This is a genomic window from Pseudomonas fluvialis (assembly GCF_014207935.1).
GTDB lineage: Bacteria > Pseudomonadota > Gammaproteobacteria > Pseudomonadales > Pseudomonadaceae > Aquipseudomonas > Aquipseudomonas fluvialis_A.
The window spans coordinates 342,720-359,819 of sequence record NZ_JACHLL010000002.1; the positions used below are offsets into that span (position 1 = coordinate 342,720).

The following is a 17,100-nucleotide window of genomic DNA, read 5'->3' on the forward strand; positions in this document are numbered from 1 at the left end:
TCCTCGTAACGCCCAAGCGCCACAACAACAATAAGGAGCGCCCCGATGCCCGGCATTCGTCTGTCCGTCCTGCCCCACCTGCTCGCCTGTGCCCTGCTGCTGTTCGGCAACCTCGCTCAAGCCGCCTCGATGAGCGCCGTCGACCAGGTCCAGCTGTACGCCAACCGCGCCACCGTCAGCCTGCTGCTGCTGCGCGGCGAAGGCTTTCAGCAGGCCCACCTCAATCGCCTGCAACAGGACATCGCCGACCTGCAGGCCGCGACCCGCGAAGCCGTGCAGAACGACCCCGCGCTGCAACCACTGAGCGAAGAACTGGTCAAGCAGCTGCAGGCCGGCGTGGCCTACGGCCCGGACGAAGACAAGATGCCCTGGCGCTACCCCGAGGACCTGGCGCAGTCGCTTCGCGACCTGCTGACCCATGCCAGCCAGCAGCCGAGCGCCGATCCCAATGCCGAGCTGCCGGCCAAGGTCGAATACCTGGCCGTGCAGTATCTGAGCCGCTCCTACATCGGCAACTTCGAAATTGCCCGCGAACAGCCCGAGCATTACCTGGGTCAGGACGAGCGCCGCCTGGTGCCGACCATCGACGAGGAACTGGCCAGGCTGGACAGCCAGGACCCTCAACTGAACAAGCTGAAAATGCGCTGGAAATACCTGCGCAGCGCCCTGCTCGACATGAATAGCCAGAGCAATGCGCTGACCAGCAACTCCGGCCGCGCCTTCGCCCCGACCACCGTCGACCGACATGCGCGCGCCCTGAGCAATCAGTGGATCAGCCTGAGCCAGAGCGCCCAGTGACTCTGGCCCACCCGGCAGGCTAGTCTGCTACACAGCCAACACGCTGGGAGTCGCCCCATGATCGAACTCCGCCAAGCCCGCTGCATCCCCTGCAGCGGCGCCACCCCGCCGCTGCCGAGCACAGAGCAGCAACAGTTACTCAGCCAGCTGCCCACCTGGCAGATCATCGAGATCGAGGGAATTGCCCGCCTGCAGCGGGTCTTTCACTTCGGCAACTTTGCCCAGGCACTGGCCTTTGCCAATGCCATCGGAGAGTTGGCCGAGGCCGCCGACCATCACCCGGCCCTGCTGACCGAGTGGGGCAGACTGACGGTCAGTTGGTGGACCCACAACTGCTCCGGCCTGCAGCTAAACGATTTCATTCTCGCCGCCCACTGCGACCTGCTGAGCGAGACCGCCGAGGGCCTGCGCGAGGGCTGAAAGTCAGTGTTGCAGATGGCCGTAAAGCTTGGCGTAGAGCCCGCCATCGGCGATCAGCTGCTGGTGCCCGCCCTGCTCCGCGATATGCCCGCCATCGAACACCAGTACACGGTCGGCCTGCTTAACCGCTGACAGACGATGGGCAATGATCAGCGTGGTGCGCCCCTGCAGAAAATCGCCGAGCGCCTGGTGCAGGGCATATTCGGTGGCGGCATCCAGCGCCGAGGTGGCCTCATCCAGAATCACCACCTTGGGCCTGGCCAGAATCATCCGGGCAATGGCCAGGCGTTGGCGCTGGCCGCCGGACAGGCGCACACCGGAACGGCCGACCACGCTGTCCAGCCCCAGCGGCAGGCCGCGCACCGTGTCCGCCAACTGGGCGATGCCGAGGGCGCGCCAGCACTCGTCATCAGTGACCGTACGGCCCATGCTGAGGTTGGCACGCACCGTGTCATTGAACAGCGCGGGATGCTGCAGGACCACCGCCACGTTGTCGCGAATGCCGGCCAGGCCGATCTCCTCCTGGCTCACCCCGCCAAAGCGAATCGTGCCGGCCTGAGGCGTGTAAAGGCCGAGCAACAGCTGCACCAGGGTGCTCTTGCCACCGCCAGAGGCCCCGACGATTGCCACTTTCTCGCCCGCCTCAATGCGCAGGTTGAGGCCATCCAGCACCGGCTCATCGCGGTAGGCGAAGCGCAGCCCCTCGATCTCGATGCCCAGTGTCTGCACGTCGGCAAAAGGATCGCGGCGCGCCGGATATTGCGGCTCATCGGCGCGCGCCAGCAGCTCGTTGAGACGCTGCAGCGCAGCGCCGGCAGCATAGTAGGCATATTGCAGGCCGAGCAGTTGCTCGACCGGTCCGATCATGAACCACAGGTAGCTGAACACCGCGAGCATCTGGCCGATCGACAGGTCAGAAAACAGCACGGTGAGCATCGCCGCAGCGCGGAAAACGTCGATACCGAACTGGAACAGCAGGCCACTGGCACGACCGGCCGCATCGCTCTTCCACAACGAGGCCACGGCAAAGTCGCGCACCTCCTCGGCTCGCTGGCCGAGTCGACCGAGGAAGAAACCCTGACGATTGCTGGCGCGCACCTCGCCAATGGCCTCCAGGGTCTCGCTCAGTGCCTGGGTAAAGCGCGCGGTACTGTCGTTCTCCAGCTTCTTCAGGTGTTTGACCCGTTTGCCCAGTTGCACCGTGGCGTAGATCACCAGCGGGTTGAACAGCAGGATCAGCAGCGCCAGCTGCCAGTGCATCCACAGCAGGATCGCCGCGGTGCCCGTGAGGGTGAGCACGGCCACCAGGAACTTGCTCAGGGTCTCGCCGACGAACTTGTCCAGGGTATCCAGGTCGGTCACCAGGTGAGCCGTCACCGTGCCGCTGCCCAGGCTTTCATATTCACCCAGGGATATCCGCTTGAGCCGCTCGATCAGACGCAGGCGCAACCGGTAGACGATGTCCTTGGACAGACGGGCAAACAGGCGCGCCTGCAGTACGTTGAACAGCAAGGCACTGCAGCGCAGGAGCAAGGTGCTGGCGAGAATCAGGCCGATATAGCCAGTGGCCTGCTGCCAGGCCGAAGGCAACAGCCGGTCCATCACCCGCAGGGCCGCATCACCCTGATTAAGCAGGACCTCATCGACCAGCAACGGCAGCAGCAGTGGGATCGGCACGCTGGCCAGCACGCCCAGCACCGCCAGCAGATTGGCCAGCAATAGCGCCTTGCGGTGACGCAGGGCGAGCTGGCGGATCTCCGCCCAGCTGAGCCGGTCAGGCGCGGCCTCAGGCATGCGCCACGCGCTCCAGCCAGCGACCGAGCAACGGCTGCAGTTGCGCCAGCGGCTGGTAGCCATTGGTCAGCAGGGCAAACTGGCCTTTGTGCTCGGCCAGCAGCGTGGGGAAACCGCTGATACCCAGGCCATCGACCCAGGCGAAATCCGCCGCCGTGGCCGCGTGCGCGGCATCGAAGGCTTCGGCAAAGGCCTGCCGTGGCAAGCCTGCGGCTTCAGCCAGGGCCAGCAGCTCGGCAGTGAGGGTCACATCGCGGCCCTCGGCATAGAAGGCCTGCTGGATGCCCTTGAGCAGCGCCGGCAGCGCTGTAGCGTCCAGAGCACGGGCAGCGACCAGCGCGCGGCAGGCCGGCTCGGTGTCGTAGACAAAGCCGGGCGGCATGGCACCCTCGAAGCGGAAGGCCTGCCCAGTGGTTTCAGCCACCGCCCGCCAGTGCTCGAGGATGGTCTGGCGCAACTGGCTGTCCAGCGCCATGCCGGTGGCGCGACGCAAACCACCGAGCCGCAGCTCCAGCGCCACACCGAACCGTGCCGCCTGCTCGGTCAGGGCCTCGACCACCGGGGCAAAGCCCCAGCACCAGGAGCACATAGGGTCCATCACATAGAGCAGGCGGGTGACAGCCATCTCAGTGCTCCTCGGCCTTGTAGTTGAAGCCGATCGGGTGTGGCAGGTTGCGCGCTGCCGCCAGTTCGATCTGCAGGTGGCGGGCGCGAGCCGAGGCACGGGTCTTCTCCGGCAGGTTGTCCCAGCAGTGCGGGCAACTGATGCCCGCTTGGTAATGCTCGGACAGGCGCTCTTCGGCGGACACCGGCTGGCGGCAGGCATGGCAATGCTCATAGTCGCCGCGCGAGAGGTCATGACGCACGGTGACCCGGTTGTCGAACACGTAGCAGTCGCCACGCCACTTCGACTGCGCCTCCGGCACCTCTTCCAAGTATTTAAGAATACCGCCTTTGAGGTGATAGACCTCGGCAAAACCCTCGCCGAGCATGTAGCTGGAAGCCTTCTCGCAACGGATGCCGCCGGTGCAAAACATCGCCACTTTCTTGTGCCGGCTGGGGTCGAAGTGCGTCTTGATGTAGTCGGGAAATTCGCGGAATGATGCCGTCTTGGGGTCGATGGCCCCCTCGAAGGTGCCGATGGCAACTTCATAGTCGTTGCGGGTGTCGATCAGAAGCACCTCTGGATCGCTGATCAGGGCATTCCAGTCGGCGGGCTCGACATAGGTGCCGACCGTTGCATTGGGGTCCACACCGGGTACGCCGAGGGTGACGATTTCCTTCTTCAGCTTGACCTTGGTTCGGTAGAACGGCTGCTGTTCGCAGTAGGACTCCTTGTGGTCGACATCGGCCAGGCGCGGATCCTGCCGGAGCCAGACGAGCAAGGCATCGATGGCGGCGCGACTGCCGGAGACGGTGCCATTGATGCCCTCCTCGGCCAGCAGCAGCGTGCCCTTGATTTCATGCTGCAGGAGGGTTTCCAGCAGCGGCTCGCGCAGGGCGAGGTAATCCGGCAGGGAGACGAACTTGTACAGCGCCGCGACGACGATGGGGGCGGTCATGGGAAATACCTCGGTGAGCGCCCACGTAAAGGGCGAACCTGAAACAAAGGCGCCGGCTCAAGGCCGGCGCGGGGTGTCACAGTCTAACAAAAGCCGGGGCGCCGGCCCAAGCCAGGTCGGCTCAGTGGTCGTGCTTGCTGCCGCCGCGGCAAGTCGGCGAATCGGGCACCGCCGCCTGTGCCGCCCATTCCTCGGGGGTAAAGGTGTGCAATGCCAAGGCATGCACCTGCCCCATCAGTTCACCGAGGGTGGCATACACCCGCTGATGGCGCTTGACCGCATTCAGCCCGGCAAACTGCCCGCTGACGATCACCGCCTTGTAATGGGTTTCCTGGCCACGGCTGTGCATGTGGCTTTCATCCAGCACATCCAGGTGCTCGGGCTGCAAAGCGGCCAGACTGGCCAGCAGACGTTCGCGCATGGACATGCTTATTTGACTCCCAGTTCCTTGTTCATCTCGACCACCAACTTGTTCACCTGAGGAACGGCATTCTGCAGTTTCGCCTGGGTCAGACGAGCCGATTCGGCCGTCAGCATCGGCATGTTCTCCAGCACTTTCTTGCCCAGTGGCGACTGGTAGAAGGCCAGCAGATCCTTGAGTTCCTGCTCGGAGAAGGCATTGGTGTACAACTTGACCAGCTCTGGCTTGAGCACCGGCCAGCCGACCGCCTTGTCCAGCTCGGCATTGGCCTTGGCCTGGTAACGCTCCAGCACGGACTTCTTGGCCTCCGGCGCCTTGGCCTGGGCAAAGCCCTGGGCGAACATCTGCTGCACCTGGGCATACACTGGCACGGTCAGCTTGTCGGCACGGGCCAGTTTGAGGAACTGCTCGGCGTTGGCGGCATGGCTGGCGGCATCGGCCAGAGCCTGGCCACTGAGGGCGGCCAGCAACAGGGCGGAACTGAGAAGACGCAGCGCTTTCATCGAAAATCCTGTTCGAGGGTGGAAAGTCCGGCATTCTGCGCCCAAGCGGCGAGCGGCTCAAGCAACCAAAGGTGTGCACTGGCGCACGGGATAAAGCGGCAGCAGCACACCGTTCATCCGATTGCCAAAATGCCAGCACTTGTCAGTGCCCGACAATGACGGCACGCTCGCAGACCACTTCACTCTTTCGTACAACCACGGCTTTGCGCACAAGGATGTGTCAATGAACAGTCTGGTTTCACCGTTGCCGGCCAGCGCCACTGTGCCACTCTGCCTGGGCGACGGCCGGCTGAATCCTGCGGCCGTCGGCTGGTCTGCCCGACCGCAGCTGGACTGCCATATCCCTGGGCATTTCGGCCGGCGCAAGCGCTGGAATCACTGGTGCATCACCACGCCGAACTGGATGCTCGCCATTACCCTGGCCGACCTCGACCTGATGGGGTTCGCTGCGGCCTACTTCCTTGATCTGCACTCCGGCAAGAGTGTCGCCTTCACCCGCCGCAGCCCGCTGGCGCGTGGCTGCGAACTGGCAGACACCCCTCAGGCCAGCCAGTCTTTCGAACATCCGCAACTGCACATGCGGGTCGACGAACAGGCCGGACGCACACGCTTGAGCGTCAACGCACCGGATATCGGCGGACAGCACCTGCAAGTCGAACTGGATATCCAGCGCCCCGCGCACCTGGAATCGATGAATCTGGTGGTGCCGTTCGCCAAGGGTGGCTTCCATGCCAGCTGCCGCCAGCTCGGCCTGCCGGTTACCGGCAGCCTCAAGCTGGGCTCGCATAGCTACCAGTGCATCCCTGGGCGCAGCTTTGCCGCCCTGGATTTCGGCCGCGGCCTGTGGCCGCACAACAGCGACTGGTCGCGCGTGGCCTTTGCCGCGCCCGGCGGCATCGCCGGCAACTTCGGCACTGGCTGGACCGACGGCAGCGGCCTGACCGACAACGCCCTGTGGTTTGGCGGCAAGCTGGCCAAGCTGGACAGTCAGGTCAGCTTTCGTCCCGACAACAGCAGCGAGCCCCTCAGTCCCTGGTCTATCCGCAGTGAATGCGGCCGGGTCGAACTCACCTTCAGTCCGCGCCAGCTGCATCGCACCTGCCCGCAATTTGGCCCGCTGTACCACGACAACCGCCAGTGGTTCGGCGAGTTCAGCGGTGTGCTGCTGGCCGAGGATGGCGACAAGGTGCCCGTGCACAGCGCTCTGGGCTGGATCGGCCTGAATCAGGCACGCTGGTAGACGACTGTACAAAAAACAACCACTGGTCGCCTACTTCAGCGCCCGCCGCCGCGCTGATTAGACTGAAGTGGGTGCCCCTTGCCATACAGGAGACCATGCCATGTTCGGTAAACGCAGCCTCGACCCCGCGCCCCGCAGCCACTATCGCAGCGAGCGGGTAAGCGCCATCAACGGCCAGTATTTCTTCTCCACCCGCGAAGGGACGCTGGAAGGCCCCTACTTCACCCGCGTGGATGCTGAACGCAATATCGACCAGTACATCCGCCGCATGCAGCAGGCCAGCGCCCTGACCGCCCGCTCCGGCAGCCTCAGTCACTGACCGGAACGCACCTAGAGATCTTGGGCGAAAGCCGCTTCCAGCGCCTCGTTCACGGTGCGCAGCACCTTGACCCGGGCAAAACGCTTGTCATTGGCCTCGACCAGTGTCCAGGGCGCGCGTGAATTGCTGGTGCGATCGACCATGTCGCAGACCGCGTCGACGTACTGATCCCACTTGTCACGGTTGCGCCAGTCCTCCTCGGTGATCTTGAAACGCTTGAAACCGACTTCCTCGCGCTCCTTGAAGCGCGCGTACTGGGTTTCCTTGTCGATCGCCAGCCAGAACTTCACCAGCACGATGCGACCACGCGCCAGCTGATCCTCGAAATCGTTGATCTCTCCGTAGGCACGCAGCCAGTCGGCCTGAGAACAGAAACCCTCAACCCGCTCGACCAGTACCCGGCCGTACCAGGAGCGGTCGAAGATCGCCATCTTGCCGCGCGGCGGGATATGCCGCCAGAACCGCCACAGGTAGGGCTGAGCACGCTCCTCTTCGGTCGGCGCGGCTATCGGCACCACGTGGTATTGGCGCGGGTCGAGTGCCGCCGCCAGACGACGGATCGCCCCGCCCTTGCCGGCCGCGTCGTTACCCTCGAACACCACGACCAGGCCATGCTGGCGCATGCGCTTGTCGCGCATCAGCCGGGCAAAGCGCGCCTGCTCGGTGGCCAGCTGGGTCTTGTAGTCATCCTTGGCCAGCGTCTGGCTCAGATCCAGGCTGTCGATCAGCCCCCGGTTGTCCAGGCTGGATACCAGGGGGGCCGAATGGGGATGGCGCTGCGGGCGCTGCTGTTCCTGCAGGGCTACCTGCAGGCCATCGAGCAGGGTGCGGGCAACGAACAGGCTGCGATAGTTTTCGTCGGCCCCCGGCACCACATACCAGGGGGCATAGTCACGGCTGGTGCGGCGTATCACCCGCTCCCCGTGGCGCACAAACTTGTCGTAGACCTTGGACTGCTGCCAGTCGAGCGGGCTCAGGCGCCAGCTGGACAAGGGATCGCCCTCCAGTTCCTTGAGGCGATTTTTCATCTGTTTCTTCGACAGGTGAAACCAGAACTTGAAAATCAGCGCACCCTCGTCACAGAGCATGCGCTCCAGGCGCTCGGCGGCATCGATGGCCTGGTCCAGCACGGCATCGTTGATGCGGTCATCGACACGAGCCTGGAGCATCTGGCTGTACCAGTTGCCGAAGAAAATGCCGATACGCCCCTTGGGCGGCAGCTTGCGCCAATAACGCCAGGCCGGCGGGCGCGCCAGCTCCTCGTCGGTCTGCAGGTCGAAGGTCTCGACGCTAATCAGACGCGGATCCATCCATTCATTGAGCAGCTTGACCGTCTCGCCCTTGCCGGCCCCCTCGATGCCGTTGATCAGGATGATCACCGGGAAACGCGACTGCTGCTGCAGCTCGAACTGTGCTTCCAGCAAGGCCTCACGCAAAGCCGGCAGCTGCTGCTCAAAGGATTTTTCATCGATGGCGTGCTTGATTTCCGCTGATTCGAACATCCCGATCTCCCTGTGCAATGCTGCTTACCCTAGCCGATCAGCGCAGGCTTGTCTGTGCGGTAAACTAGCGCCTTTGCCGGCAACAGAGCTCCCCCATGAATGATTTCCAGCATGCCCTGCTCGACTGGGACGAGCAGGGCCAACCGCTGTCCAGTCGTTACGATGACGTCTATTTCGCCAAGGCCAATGGACTGGAGGAAACCCGCTATGTATTCCTCGCCAACAGCCACCTGCCGGAGCGTTTTGCCGCCCTGGCCGAACACGCGCAGCTGTGCATCGGGGAAACCGGCTTCGGCACCGGCCTGAATTTTCTCTGCACCTGGCAGCTGTTCGAACAATGTGCACCGAGCAGTGCACGCCTGCACTTTGTCAGTGTGGAAAAGTACCCCTTGCAGCTGGCCGATCTGGCCCGTGCCTGGCAGCTGTGGCCGGAGCTGGAACCCTACAGCCGCGCCCTGCTGGCGCAATATCAGGGCATCCACCCGGGCTTCCAGCGCCTGAGCTTTGCCGCTGGCCGGATACAGCTGACCCTGTTGATCGGCGATGCCAGCACCAGCCTGGCCCAGCTGGATGCCCAGATCGACGCCTGGTTCCTCGATGGCTTTTCCCCAGCCAAGAACCCGGAAATGTGGTCGCCCGAACTGTTCGCCCAACTGGCGCGGCTCTCTGCTCCCGGCGCCAGCCTGGCCACGTTCGCCAGCACAGGTTTTGTCCGCCGGGGCCTCATCGAGGCCGGTTTCAGCCTGCGCAAGGTGCCGGGCTTCGGCAAGAAATGGGAAATGCTCCAGGGCCATTACAGTGGTCCGCCACAGCCTGCCGGCAAGCCCTGGTATGCGCGTCCGCCTGAGCCTGTCGAGCGCCGCGCCCTGGTCATCGGCGGCGGCCTGGCCGGCTGCAGCAGCGCCGCCAGCCTGGCCGCCCGGGGCTGGCAGGTCAGCCTGCTGGAGCGCCACAGCGCGCTGGCCCAGGAAGCTTCCGGCAACCCGCAGGGCGTGCTCTATCTCAAGCTGTCCGCCCACCATACGCCGCTGTCGCAATTGATTGTCGGCGGCTACGGACGCACCCGCCGGCTGCTGCAGGAGCTGCCCGAGGGTCAGGCCTGGCAGCCCTGTGGCGTGCTCCAGCTTGGCCTTGACGACAAGGAAAAGGCCCGCCAGAGCAGCCTCGCCTCCGCCTTTCCCGTCGACCTGCTGCGTCAGGTCGACCGCAATGAAGCTGAACAGCTGAGCGGCATCGACCTGCCCAGCGGCGGCTTGTTTTACCCCAATGCCGGCTGGGCTCATCCACCAGCGCTGTGCCGGCTACTGGCCGAACACCCGGGGATCAGCCTGTTGCTGCATCAGGAGGCGCTGGAACTGCGCCGTGTCGATGGCCAGTGGCAGGCCTGGAGCGGCGCGCAGCTGCTGGCAGAGGCGCCGGTGGTCATCCTCGCCAGCGCCGTGGAGATCCTGCGGTTTACCCAGACGGCAGGCATACCGCTCAAGGGCATCCGCGGACAAATCACCCACCTGCCGGCCACCCCAGCCAGTCAGGCCCTGAAAACCGTGGTATGCGCCGAAGGCTATGTGGCACCAGCCTGGAAGGGCGAACATACCCTCGGTGCCAGCTTCAACTTCCAGCGTCTGGATAGCCAGCCTTCGACCGAGGAGCATGCCAGCAACCTCGACCTGCTCGGCGAGATTTCCTGCGACCTGCACCAGCGCCTGCACGCCGACCAGCTCGATCCTGCCCGGCTCGAAGGGCGTGCCGCCCTGCGCTGCACCACCCCCGACTATCTGCCGCTGGTAGGTCCGCTGGCCGATGCCGAAGCCTTTGCCAGGGACTATGCCGTGCTGGCCAGGGATGCCCGGCAGACGCCGGACACGCCCTGCCCCTGGCAGGAAGGCCTTTATCTCAACAGCGGCCATGGCTCGCGCGGGCTGATCACTGCACCACTGTCCGGTGAACTGCTGGCCTCCTGGCTGAACAATGAACCACTGCCACTGCCGCGAGCAGTAGCCGAAGCCTGCCACCCCAACCGTTATCTGCTGCGCCAGCTGGTGCGCGGCGCCTTCACCCCCAGCCGCCCTGTGGAGCAATCGTGACCGACATGCCAAACCCGCAACAAGAAGCCATGCTCAAACGCCTGGCCCGTGTCGAAGGGCAGATCCGGGGACTGCAGGCAATGATTCGCCGCGGCGAGGACTGCGAAGCCATCGCCCAGCAGTTTGCCGCCTCGCGCAAGGCCCTGGAAAAAGCCTACCAGCAGATGCTCGCCTGCCTGCTGGAAGAGGCCCTGCTCACGCCGGAACAGTCTCCAGCCGAAGCACTGGCGCAGGTCCGCGCCATCTTTACCAAATACACCTGAATTCAGCCCTGCCTGTAGGGCAAGGCCTGCCGTGCCTGTTCGGCGTAAGCCTGCACAGCCGGACGCTCCTGCTGCAGGAAATCCGCCACGGCCGCGCGCAAGCCGGGATGACAGAGGTAGTGCCAGGACTCGGTCAGTTGCGGCTCGAAGCCACGAATCAGCTTGTGCTCGCCCTGAGCGCCGGCATCGAAACGTGCCAGGCCCTGGGCAATGGCCCAGTCGATGCCCTGATACAGGCAGGTTTCGAAATGCAGGAAGTTGAAGTCGGTGAGGCAACCCCAGTAGCGGCCATACAGGCAGCCCGTCCCCTGCAGACTGAATGCCATCGCCACCGGCCGGCCATGCTGGCGCGCCAGCACCACGCGTATTAACTGCGGCATACGCTCGGCCAGCAGGCTGAAGAACAGCCGCGTCAGATAGGGTTGCTGACCGCGCACCCAATAGGTATTGGCATAGCAGGCGTAGACGAAGTCCCACTCGGCCTCACTCAACTCGGCCCCGCGGCGCCAGTCGAACTCCAGGCCCTGCCCAGCCAGTTGCTCACGCTCCTTGCGCAGCTGTTTGCGCTTGCGCGAAGTAAAGCTGTCGAGAAAATCCTGAAAGTCGCGATAGCCGTGGTTGTACCAATGAAACTGGCAACCCAGGCGCTGCAGCCAGCCTTGCTGTCCCGCCAGCAAGGTGCCCTCTTCCGGCAGGGTGAAGTTGATATGCCAACTGGACAGCCCTTGCTCGACCAGCTGCGCCACGCCCTGTTCCAGCAGGGCAACTAGCGCTGACTGCTGCCCCAACAGCCGCTCACCCACCACCGGGGTAAAGGGCACGCCGCTGAGCAGCTTGGGGTAATAGGCAATCCCAGCCCGCTGGCAGGCATCGGCCCAGGCCCAGTCGAATACATACTCGCCACGCGAGTGGCTCTTGACCCAGGCCGGCAGCACAGCCTGCACATCCCCTCTTTCACCGCGCCACAGGCGATGACTGCACTGCCAGCCACTGCCAGGAGCGGCACTGCCACTGTCCTCCAGGCAGGAGAGAAAGGCATGTTGTTGAAAGGGCTGAGCGGTTGCCGGCAGCAACCCGTCCCACTCGCGGGCGCCGATCTGCTGCAGGCTGTTGAGGATATGCACGGTCATGGGCGTCAGTCTGGGCTTTCCTCCAGCCGAAAAAAAGCCCCGCCAATGGCGGGGCTCAAGGGGGAGCAGTCAGCTGATGAAGTCTGACTTAGAACACGTACTGGGCGCGCAGAGACAGGGCATTGCCATTGTCATCATCGGCATCGGCAGCGCGCTTCTGCACGGCAACGGTGTCTTCATCCGACTTGGTCATCAGGTAGTTCAAGGACACCTTGACCGCCTCGTTGGCATACCAGTTCACACCCAGGGTGTGGATATCGGCTGTGGTGGTATCGATACCGGCTACACCCAGATCCTCGTCGTCTTCAACTTCCAGATTGTCAAAGCGGTAGAACACTTCCCAGGCACCCAGCTGCTTGTCCATCGGTTTGATGGCGTCGAACTTGGCGCCGTCCAGCTTGTAGATGCGCGATTCGCCGGTCAGGGTGTAGGCCAGCTGCATGTTGTAGCCGGTTGCTTCGCGGTCACCATTCTCATCCTGGCCACTCAGGGTACGAGTCAGGTATTCACTCTGCACCGAGAACGGACCATTCATGTAGGCGAATTCAGCGCCCCAGACCTGGTCATCATCGAAGAAACCGGTCTTGTCACTGTTGCCGAAGACAAGCTTGCCGGAGTAATCGCTCGACTGTTCAGTAACGCCACGCACACCCAGGCGGGAATCGATCTTGCCGGCGAACTTGTCGTCATCGTAGCTACGCTGGGCATAATCCAGGCCAAAGTGCAGGACTTCGGTCTCGCTAACGATCGGCGCGAACACACCGCGAGCGTTGAAGGTATTGGTGTCCTGACCGTCTTCATCCTCGGTCAGATTATCCTTGGCATCCTGCTGGGTGATACCGGCCGAACCGTAGAACATGCCAGCAGTCATGCCGCTGACCTGAATCCCCATGCCGTCTTCCTTGTCATTGACCCAGGAAGCCAGATCGTACACGGCGGTACGCTCGATAGCCGTGGTCCACTTGGAACTGGTGGCCTTCTCCAGACCGTAGTCCTGATCGAACTTACCGAGTTTGATATTGATCGGGGAGAAACCGGTGTAGGTGATCGACGCTTCATCCCACTTGCTGCTCGAGCCGGCCAGGTCTGCGCCGTCATAGTTCATCTGGTAGCGCCAATCCTTGTAGTTGCCACCAAATTCCAGCTGAGCGCGACGCAGGTAACCTTCGTTGGAGCTGTTGTTGTTCTTGGTGTAGAAGCCATCGAACGAGTCGTAGTCGGCTTGCAGGCGACCACCAAACTTGAAGCTGTATTGCTTGTCGGTAGTCGAAACTTCCAGACCGCTCTTGGTCTTGATCACGATATCGGTGCCATCGGTGGTCACGGTACCGGCCATGGCCTGGGCCGAAACGGCCAGAGCCAGAGCGCTGGCGGCAAAACCGGCAAACTGCTTACGCATCATCGAGGATTCCCCTAATTAGTCTTTGCGTTCAAAAACACGCGGGCATCTGACCCAGCGGTGTTGGAGGGGAATCTTGGCGGGGGGTTATTTCAGCTCAGTTGCCGTTAGATGAAAGTTAGATGACAGCGGAACTTTTTACTCCTTTCCAACATAAGACGATCAATCGTCAGCCTTGGAGGCCGACCGCAGCGGATGCCTGCACTGGCGCGCCAGCCAGTAATCCAGGCTCAGCCAGCGCCCGGCACCGCTGAAGAACAGCGCCACCAGCATCACCAGGTAGGTGACAGCAAACTCGATGCCGTTGTTCAGCACCACCAGCTTGCCACTGCTGGTCAGCCAGTCGTAGTTGCCGTGTTCCTTGAGCAGCGCGCGCGCCCGCTCGATTTTCTCGGCCGAGGCCATTACTCGCTCATTGGCGAACGGCGCCGAGGGGTCAGCAATCGCCTGCCAGCCATAGGGCCAGTGCACGCTGACGATCGCCACCAGCATGGTGATGATCAACGGAATGCTGATCCAGCGCAGAGCCAGACCGAACAGCAGCAGGATCGCCCCGCCCGCCTCGGTCAGCGCCGCCAGCCAGGCCAGCAGTTCGGGAAATGGCAGGCCAAGACCCCAGTCCGGGTTGCCGAACCAGGCGATGGTGGCCTGCATGTCCGCCAGCTTGTGCGTACCGGCCATCCAGAAAATCGGCACCAGGTACAGGCGCAGCAGCAGCGGGCCAAGAAAGTCGAGGCGACGGCTAGCGTCCAGGGCATCCTGGAGGCGATTGAGCAGGGGCAGCATGAATGTCTCCGGTGGCTGGGCTGTGCGCCTGGCCGGTCAGATGGTCGGGGGGAACCAGATGTCCTGGCGTTGCCAGTCATCCAGCAACGCACGGGCATGGGTGAAGTAACTTTCGTCGGCGGCAAGACCGCTGGCCTCGGCCAGGGCCAGTAACGCCGCCGCGCTGGCCTCCCCCGCCTGCAGACGCACAGCCAGGTGATAGGCGAACGGCGAAAGCTGCTGGAAACGCACCTTGTCCGCACGATCACGCCAGGCCAGCAGGCAGGTTGGCTCGGCCGGAGCCTGCACTGGCCGGTACTCGGCGCTCAGGCGCTGCACCGGCCAGGCATAGGCCAACGGCCAGGCCAGTGGTGACCAGCCCTGCGCGGGCAATTCGACTGTGGCCACATCCAGTTCCAGCTCGACCCGCTCGTAATGCGCCAGTTCGAGGAGGAAAGGCGGATCATCCGCCTCGGCGACAAAGCCCTGCTGCAACCAGCCGACAAACTCCGCACCGATCTGCAGGAAATACGGCGTGACGCAGCGGTGCCCGGCGATAAAACTGCGCACCAGGCGCTGCCAGCGATCGTCAGCGAACAGCCGGCGCAGCGCCGGAAAACCGCTGCTGAGAAAGCTCTCGATATTGTTGAAAAACAGGCCCTCGTACACAGCCATGCGCTCGGCGGTGATCCCCGGTAACAAGGCCTCACCCTGGGGCTGGCGAATGCGCGCGGCGAAGGCCAGCTGGTCGCGCTCGCTCATCGTCCGGCCTCCTGTTGCAGGGCGCGGATCTGCGCCACCTCGGCATACAGCTCGCTCACCGGCGGGAAGTTGAAGTCGCGCTCGAGCAAAGTAGGACGCACGCCATGCAGCGCATAGGTCTGCTGGAGCAACGTCCACACCGGATCGCACACCGGCGCGCCGTGGGTGTCGATCTTCAGGCCGGCAGCCTCGTCGTAGTGCCCGGCCATGTGCAGGTAGGCGATGCGCTCGCCCGGCATGGCCTGGATATAGGCCAGCGGGTCGAAGCTGAAATTGGTCGCGTTGACGTAGACGTTGTTGATGTCCAGCAGCAGCTGGCAATCCGCTTCGTCCAGCACCCCGCGAATAAAGCTGGTCTCGTCCAGCTCGCCGGGCAGGCGCGCATAGGCCGAGACGTTTTCGATGATCAACGGTCGTTCCAGTACATCCTGCACGGTGCGAATGCGCTCGGCGACCCGTTGCACGGTTTGCGCCGTGAACGGCAACGGCATCAGGTCGTACAGCTGGCCCTCGTCGGCACAGGCCGACAGGTGTTCGCTGTAACCGCGGATGCCGTGCTCATCGAGAAACCCCTTGATAGCCTTGAGCAGCTCGATATCGAGCGGCGCCACGCCACCGAGGTTGAGGGACAGACCATGGCAGAGGAACGGCACGCGCTCGCTGAGGCCGCGCAGCTGGCGGGCAAACCGCCCGCCTACGCCAATCCAGTTCTCCGGGGCGATTTCGAGGAAATCCACCCGGCCAACGGCGCTGTCAGCCAGCGCCGTGAGCAGGCCGCGACGCAGGCCAAGGCCGGCGCCGCTTACGAAAGGCTGCATGGTCATGTCCGTGGCGACCTTACTCGGCCTTCTCGGCGCCGCACTTGCCTTCTTTGACGGCCTTGCCTTCCTCACCGCAACTGCCTTCCTTGGCCGCCTTGTCGCCGCCACACTTGCCCTCTTCGGCTTTCATCTGACCGCCGCACTTGCCCTCGCCACAGGAACCTTCGTGGCCCTTCTCATGGGCTGCCAGGCTGTAGCCGCTGCTCAGTTCCTGGGCAGCAAACGGATTCCCGGCAGCTTGCGCGGATACGGCCGCGGTGCTCAGCAGGGCGGCGCCAAGGGTGACAACAACGGTATTCAACTTGTTCATGGAAACGCTCCAGTGGTGGTTCACAGATGGGGGCCAGCATGGCCCCTTCGCAACACTAGACGCAGAAGAACACTGGGCGTTACAGACGAACGAAAAGTTTTTTGATCGGCTGTAAGCAGGTTTTGCAGGAGAGAACGACAGGACTGATAGCGAAAGCCGCACTGTATTCAGGATTTGCGGCGCTGTTGCGCCAGACGCTCGGCCAGGGCGTCGAGCTCTGGGATGGCCGCGTCGGGCAACTGACGCAAGACCTGCTGACTGACCTTCATCTGGCGGATAAAGCGACGGCAGTGGCGACACATGGCCAGATGGGCACGCACCCCCAGACGTTCACGCAGGCTCAACTGGCCATCGAGAAAGTCGCTGGATTGGGCAACCAGATCCTTGCAGCTCAGCATTGGCCGGTCTCCTCGAAATGCTCAAGGGTGGCGAACACCTTGAGTCGCGCACGATGCAGCAGCACCCGTACATTGGAGAGCGAAAGATCCAGAAGATTACAGATATCTTCCAGTTCCAGGCCCTGGCGCTCTCGCAGCAGCAACACGCTGGCCTGCATTTCGGAGAGGCTGGCCAGAGTCTTTTCCAGACACTGACGCAACTGTTCCTCGCTGAGCAACGCTTCAGGCGAGTCCGCATGCCAGGCATGCGGAGGCATCTGCCAGTGGCCGTCGGCGGCAAAGCGCTCAGCGCCGACGCTGCCGTGTGGCCCAGGCAGGTCATCCAGCAGCACTTCGCGGCGGTTGTGCTTGAGGCGGGTTTTGGCCGTGTTGGCCGTGATGGTCAGCAACCAGGTTTTCAGGCTGCTGCGCTGCTGAAATCCATCGAGGTTGCGCACCACGGCCAGCCAGGCGTCCTGCACCACCTCGTCGGCATGACGACTGCCGACGATGGCATAGGCCACTGCGCGCATGGCGCTCTGATAACGCGTCACCAGCTCTTTGTAGGCGCGCTGCTCACCAGCCAGCAGGCGGGTAAGCAGTTCATCCTCGGCCGGGTCCGCCATCGGC

20 protein-coding genes are annotated in these 17,100 nt (G+C 63.4%); 6 read left to right on the plus strand and 14 right to left on the minus strand.

The window, feature by feature from the left end; all coding sequences use genetic code 11:
• The first annotated feature begins 45 nt into the window (after positions 1-45).
• Complete coding sequence (locus HNP49_RS06635; protein ID WP_184681714.1) at positions 46-798, plus strand: hypothetical protein; 753 nt, start codon at positions 46-48, stop codon at positions 796-798.
• A gap of 57 nt (positions 799-855) precedes the next feature.
• Positions 856-1,218, plus strand: coding sequence for a 4a-hydroxytetrahydrobiopterin dehydratase (locus HNP49_RS06640; RefSeq protein ID WP_184681715.1), 363 nt, complete (start codon positions 856-858; stop codon positions 1,216-1,218).
• Positions 1,219-1,221: 3 nt separating this feature from the next.
• Here the strand turns inward: HNP49_RS06640 and HNP49_RS06645 are convergent, their stop codons facing one another.
• From HNP49_RS06645 to HNP49_RS06665, 5 genes are all read right to left on the minus strand, one after another.
• Positions 1,222-3,012 carry an ABC transporter ATP-binding protein gene (locus tag HNP49_RS06645; protein WP_184681717.1) on the minus strand — a complete coding sequence of 597 codons (1,791 nt, stop codon included), beginning with the start codon at positions 3,010-3,012 and terminating at the stop codon, positions 1,222-1,224.
• Positions 3,005-3,637, minus strand: a complete 633-nt coding sequence (locus tag HNP49_RS06650; RefSeq protein WP_184681725.1) for a DsbA family protein — start codon at positions 3,635-3,637, stop codon at positions 3,005-3,007. Before HNP49_RS06650 ends, HNP49_RS06645 begins: the two co-directional genes overlap by 8 nt.
• Position 3,638: 1 nt before the next feature.
• A complete protein-coding gene (locus tag HNP49_RS06655) occupies positions 3,639-4,574 on the minus strand; it encodes a rhodanese-related sulfurtransferase (protein WP_184681727.1) in 936 nt (311 codons plus the stop codon).
• Between the two features lie 121 nt (positions 4,575-4,695).
• Positions 4,696-5,001 (minus strand): BolA family transcriptional regulator, encoded by a 306-nt coding sequence (locus HNP49_RS06660; protein WP_184681729.1) that lies wholly within the window; start codon positions 4,999-5,001, stop codon positions 4,696-4,698.
• A 2-nt stretch (positions 5,002-5,003) separates the two neighbouring features.
• The gene (locus tag HNP49_RS06665; protein ID WP_184681731.1) at positions 5,004-5,498 is read right to left on the minus strand and encodes a DUF2059 domain-containing protein; all 495 of its coding nucleotides are present in this window, start codon (positions 5,496-5,498) and stop codon (positions 5,004-5,006) included.
• Positions 5,499-5,721: 223 nt separating this feature from the next.
• On the opposite strand from HNP49_RS06665, the gene HNP49_RS06670 reads away from it, so the two are divergent.
• Entirely contained in the window at positions 5,722-6,738 is a 1,017-nt protein-coding gene (locus HNP49_RS06670) for a DUF2804 domain-containing protein (RefSeq protein WP_184681733.1), read from the plus strand.
• A gap of 100 nt (positions 6,739-6,838) precedes the next feature.
• The gene (locus tag HNP49_RS06675) at positions 6,839-7,057 is read left to right on the plus strand and encodes a DUF6316 family protein (RefSeq protein ID WP_184681735.1); all 219 of its coding nucleotides are present in this window, start codon (positions 6,839-6,841) and stop codon (positions 7,055-7,057) included.
• A gap of 11 nt (positions 7,058-7,068) precedes the next feature.
• Here the strand turns inward: HNP49_RS06675 and pap are convergent, their stop codons facing one another.
• Positions 7,069-8,559 (minus strand): polyphosphate:AMP phosphotransferase, encoded by a 1,491-nt coding sequence (gene pap / locus HNP49_RS06680; protein ID WP_184681737.1) that lies wholly within the window; start codon positions 8,557-8,559, stop codon positions 7,069-7,071.
• Between the two features lie 95 nt (positions 8,560-8,654).
• Between pap and mnmC the strand changes: the two genes are divergently transcribed.
• Both mnmC and HNP49_RS06690 read left to right on the plus strand, forming a co-directional pair.
• Positions 8,655-10,643 carry a bifunctional tRNA (5-methylaminomethyl-2-thiouridine)(34)-methyltransferase MnmD/FAD-dependent 5-carboxymethylaminomethyl-2-thiouridine(34) oxidoreductase MnmC gene (mnmC, locus tag HNP49_RS06685; RefSeq protein ID WP_184681739.1) on the plus strand — a complete coding sequence of 663 codons (1,989 nt, stop codon included), beginning with the start codon at positions 8,655-8,657 and terminating at the stop codon, positions 10,641-10,643.
• A gap of 5 nt (positions 10,644-10,648) precedes the next feature.
• Entirely contained in the window at positions 10,649-10,906 is a 258-nt protein-coding gene (locus tag HNP49_RS06690; protein WP_260407105.1) for a metal-sensing transcriptional repressor, read from the plus strand.
• 2 nt (positions 10,907-10,908) lie between these two features.
• Here HNP49_RS06690 and HNP49_RS06695 read toward each other — a convergent pair whose 3' ends face one another.
• The 8 genes from HNP49_RS06695 to HNP49_RS06730 all read right to left on the minus strand — a co-directional run bounded on the left by HNP49_RS06695 (position 10,909) and on the right by HNP49_RS06730 (position 17,096).
• The gene (locus tag HNP49_RS06695; protein ID WP_184681741.1) at positions 10,909-12,036 is read right to left on the minus strand and encodes a GNAT family N-acetyltransferase; all 1,128 of its coding nucleotides are present in this window, start codon (positions 12,034-12,036) and stop codon (positions 10,909-10,911) included.
• 88 nt (positions 12,037-12,124) lie between these two features.
• Positions 12,125-13,438 carry an OprO/OprP family phosphate-selective porin gene (locus HNP49_RS06700; protein ID WP_184681743.1) on the minus strand — a complete coding sequence of 438 codons (1,314 nt, stop codon included), beginning with the start codon at positions 13,436-13,438 and terminating at the stop codon, positions 12,125-12,127.
• A gap of 159 nt (positions 13,439-13,597) precedes the next feature.
• Positions 13,598-14,221: a DoxX family protein gene (locus HNP49_RS06705; RefSeq protein ID WP_184681744.1), complete on the minus strand. Its 624-nt coding sequence runs from the start codon at positions 14,219-14,221 to the stop codon at positions 13,598-13,600.
• Positions 14,222-14,257: 36 nt separating this feature from the next.
• On the minus strand, positions 14,258-14,962 hold the full coding sequence (locus HNP49_RS06710; RefSeq protein WP_184681746.1) for a DUF2063 domain-containing protein: 705 nt from the start codon (positions 14,960-14,962) through the stop codon (positions 14,258-14,260).
• A complete protein-coding gene (locus HNP49_RS06715; protein WP_184681748.1) occupies positions 14,959-15,786 on the minus strand; it encodes a DUF692 domain-containing protein in 828 nt (275 codons plus the stop codon). The genes HNP49_RS06710 and HNP49_RS06715 overlap by 4 nt, the downstream gene beginning before the upstream one ends.
• A 13-nt stretch (positions 15,787-15,799) precedes the next feature.
• On the minus strand, positions 15,800-16,093 hold the full coding sequence (locus HNP49_RS06720) for a hypothetical protein (RefSeq protein WP_184681750.1): 294 nt from the start codon (positions 16,091-16,093) through the stop codon (positions 15,800-15,802).
• A 167-nt stretch (positions 16,094-16,260) separates the two neighbouring features.
• Positions 16,261-16,491 (minus strand): anti-sigma factor, encoded by a 231-nt coding sequence (locus tag HNP49_RS06725; protein ID WP_184681752.1) that lies wholly within the window; start codon positions 16,489-16,491, stop codon positions 16,261-16,263.
• Complete coding sequence (locus HNP49_RS06730; protein WP_184681754.1) at positions 16,485-17,096, minus strand: RNA polymerase sigma factor; 612 nt, start codon at positions 17,094-17,096, stop codon at positions 16,485-16,487. The genes HNP49_RS06725 and HNP49_RS06730 overlap by 7 nt, the downstream gene beginning before the upstream one ends.
• Between the last annotated feature and the right edge of the window lie 4 nt (positions 17,097-17,100).

Excerpts from the sequence above, each read along its gene's own strand:
- HNP49_RS06640 (WP_184681715.1), top strand. The coding sequence starts at position 856 with ATGATCGAACTCCGCCAAGCCCGCTGCATCCCCTGCAGCGGCGCCACC.
- HNP49_RS06665 (WP_184681731.1), bottom strand. The coding sequence starts at position 5,498 with ATGAAAGCGCTGCGTCTTCTCAGTTCCGCCCTGTTGCTGGCCGCCCTC.
- HNP49_RS06655 (WP_184681727.1), bottom strand. The coding sequence starts at position 4,574 with ATGACCGCCCCCATCGTCGTCGCGGCGCTGTACAAGTTCGTCTCCCTG.
- HNP49_RS06660 (WP_184681729.1), bottom strand. The coding sequence starts at position 5,001 with ATGTCCATGCGCGAACGTCTGCTGGCCAGTCTGGCCGCTTTGCAGCCC.
- mnmC (WP_184681739.1), top strand. The coding sequence starts at position 8,655 with ATGAATGATTTCCAGCATGCCCTGCTCGACTGGGACGAGCAGGGCCAA.
- HNP49_RS06670 (WP_184681733.1), top strand. The coding sequence starts at position 5,722 with ATGAACAGTCTGGTTTCACCGTTGCCGGCCAGCGCCACTGTGCCACTC.
- HNP49_RS06705 (WP_184681744.1), bottom strand. The coding sequence starts at position 14,221 with ATGCTGCCCCTGCTCAATCGCCTCCAGGATGCCCTGGACGCTAGCCGT.
- HNP49_RS06645 (WP_184681717.1), bottom strand. The coding sequence starts at position 3,012 with ATGCCTGAGGCCGCGCCTGACCGGCTCAGCTGGGCGGAGATCCGCCAG.
- HNP49_RS06725 (WP_184681752.1), bottom strand. The coding sequence starts at position 16,491 with ATGCTGAGCTGCAAGGATCTGGTTGCCCAATCCAGCGACTTTCTCGAT.
- HNP49_RS06650 (WP_184681725.1), bottom strand. The coding sequence starts at position 3,637 with ATGGCTGTCACCCGCCTGCTCTATGTGATGGACCCTATGTGCTCCTGG.
- HNP49_RS06730 (WP_184681754.1), bottom strand. The coding sequence starts at position 17,096 with ATGGCGGACCCGGCCGAGGATGAACTGCTTACCCGCCTGCTGGCTGGT.
- HNP49_RS06720 (WP_184681750.1), bottom strand. The coding sequence starts at position 16,093 with ATGAACAAGTTGAATACCGTTGTTGTCACCCTTGGCGCCGCCCTGCTG.
- HNP49_RS06635 (WP_184681714.1), top strand. The coding sequence starts at position 46 with ATGCCCGGCATTCGTCTGTCCGTCCTGCCCCACCTGCTCGCCTGTGCC.
- HNP49_RS06700 (WP_184681743.1), bottom strand. The coding sequence starts at position 13,438 with ATGATGCGTAAGCAGTTTGCCGGTTTTGCCGCCAGCGCTCTGGCTCTG.
- HNP49_RS06675 (WP_184681735.1), top strand. The coding sequence starts at position 6,839 with ATGTTCGGTAAACGCAGCCTCGACCCCGCGCCCCGCAGCCACTATCGC.
- pap (WP_184681737.1), bottom strand. The coding sequence starts at position 8,559 with ATGTTCGAATCAGCGGAAATCAAGCACGCCATCGATGAAAAATCCTTT.
- HNP49_RS06715 (WP_184681748.1), bottom strand. The coding sequence starts at position 15,786 with ATGACCATGCAGCCTTTCGTAAGCGGCGCCGGCCTTGGCCTGCGTCGC.
- HNP49_RS06695 (WP_184681741.1), bottom strand. The coding sequence starts at position 12,036 with ATGACCGTGCATATCCTCAACAGCCTGCAGCAGATCGGCGCCCGCGAG.
- HNP49_RS06710 (WP_184681746.1), bottom strand. The coding sequence starts at position 14,962 with ATGAGCGAGCGCGACCAGCTGGCCTTCGCCGCGCGCATTCGCCAGCCC.
- HNP49_RS06690 (WP_260407105.1), top strand. The coding sequence starts at position 10,649 with ATGCCAAACCCGCAACAAGAAGCCATGCTCAAACGCCTGGCCCGTGTC.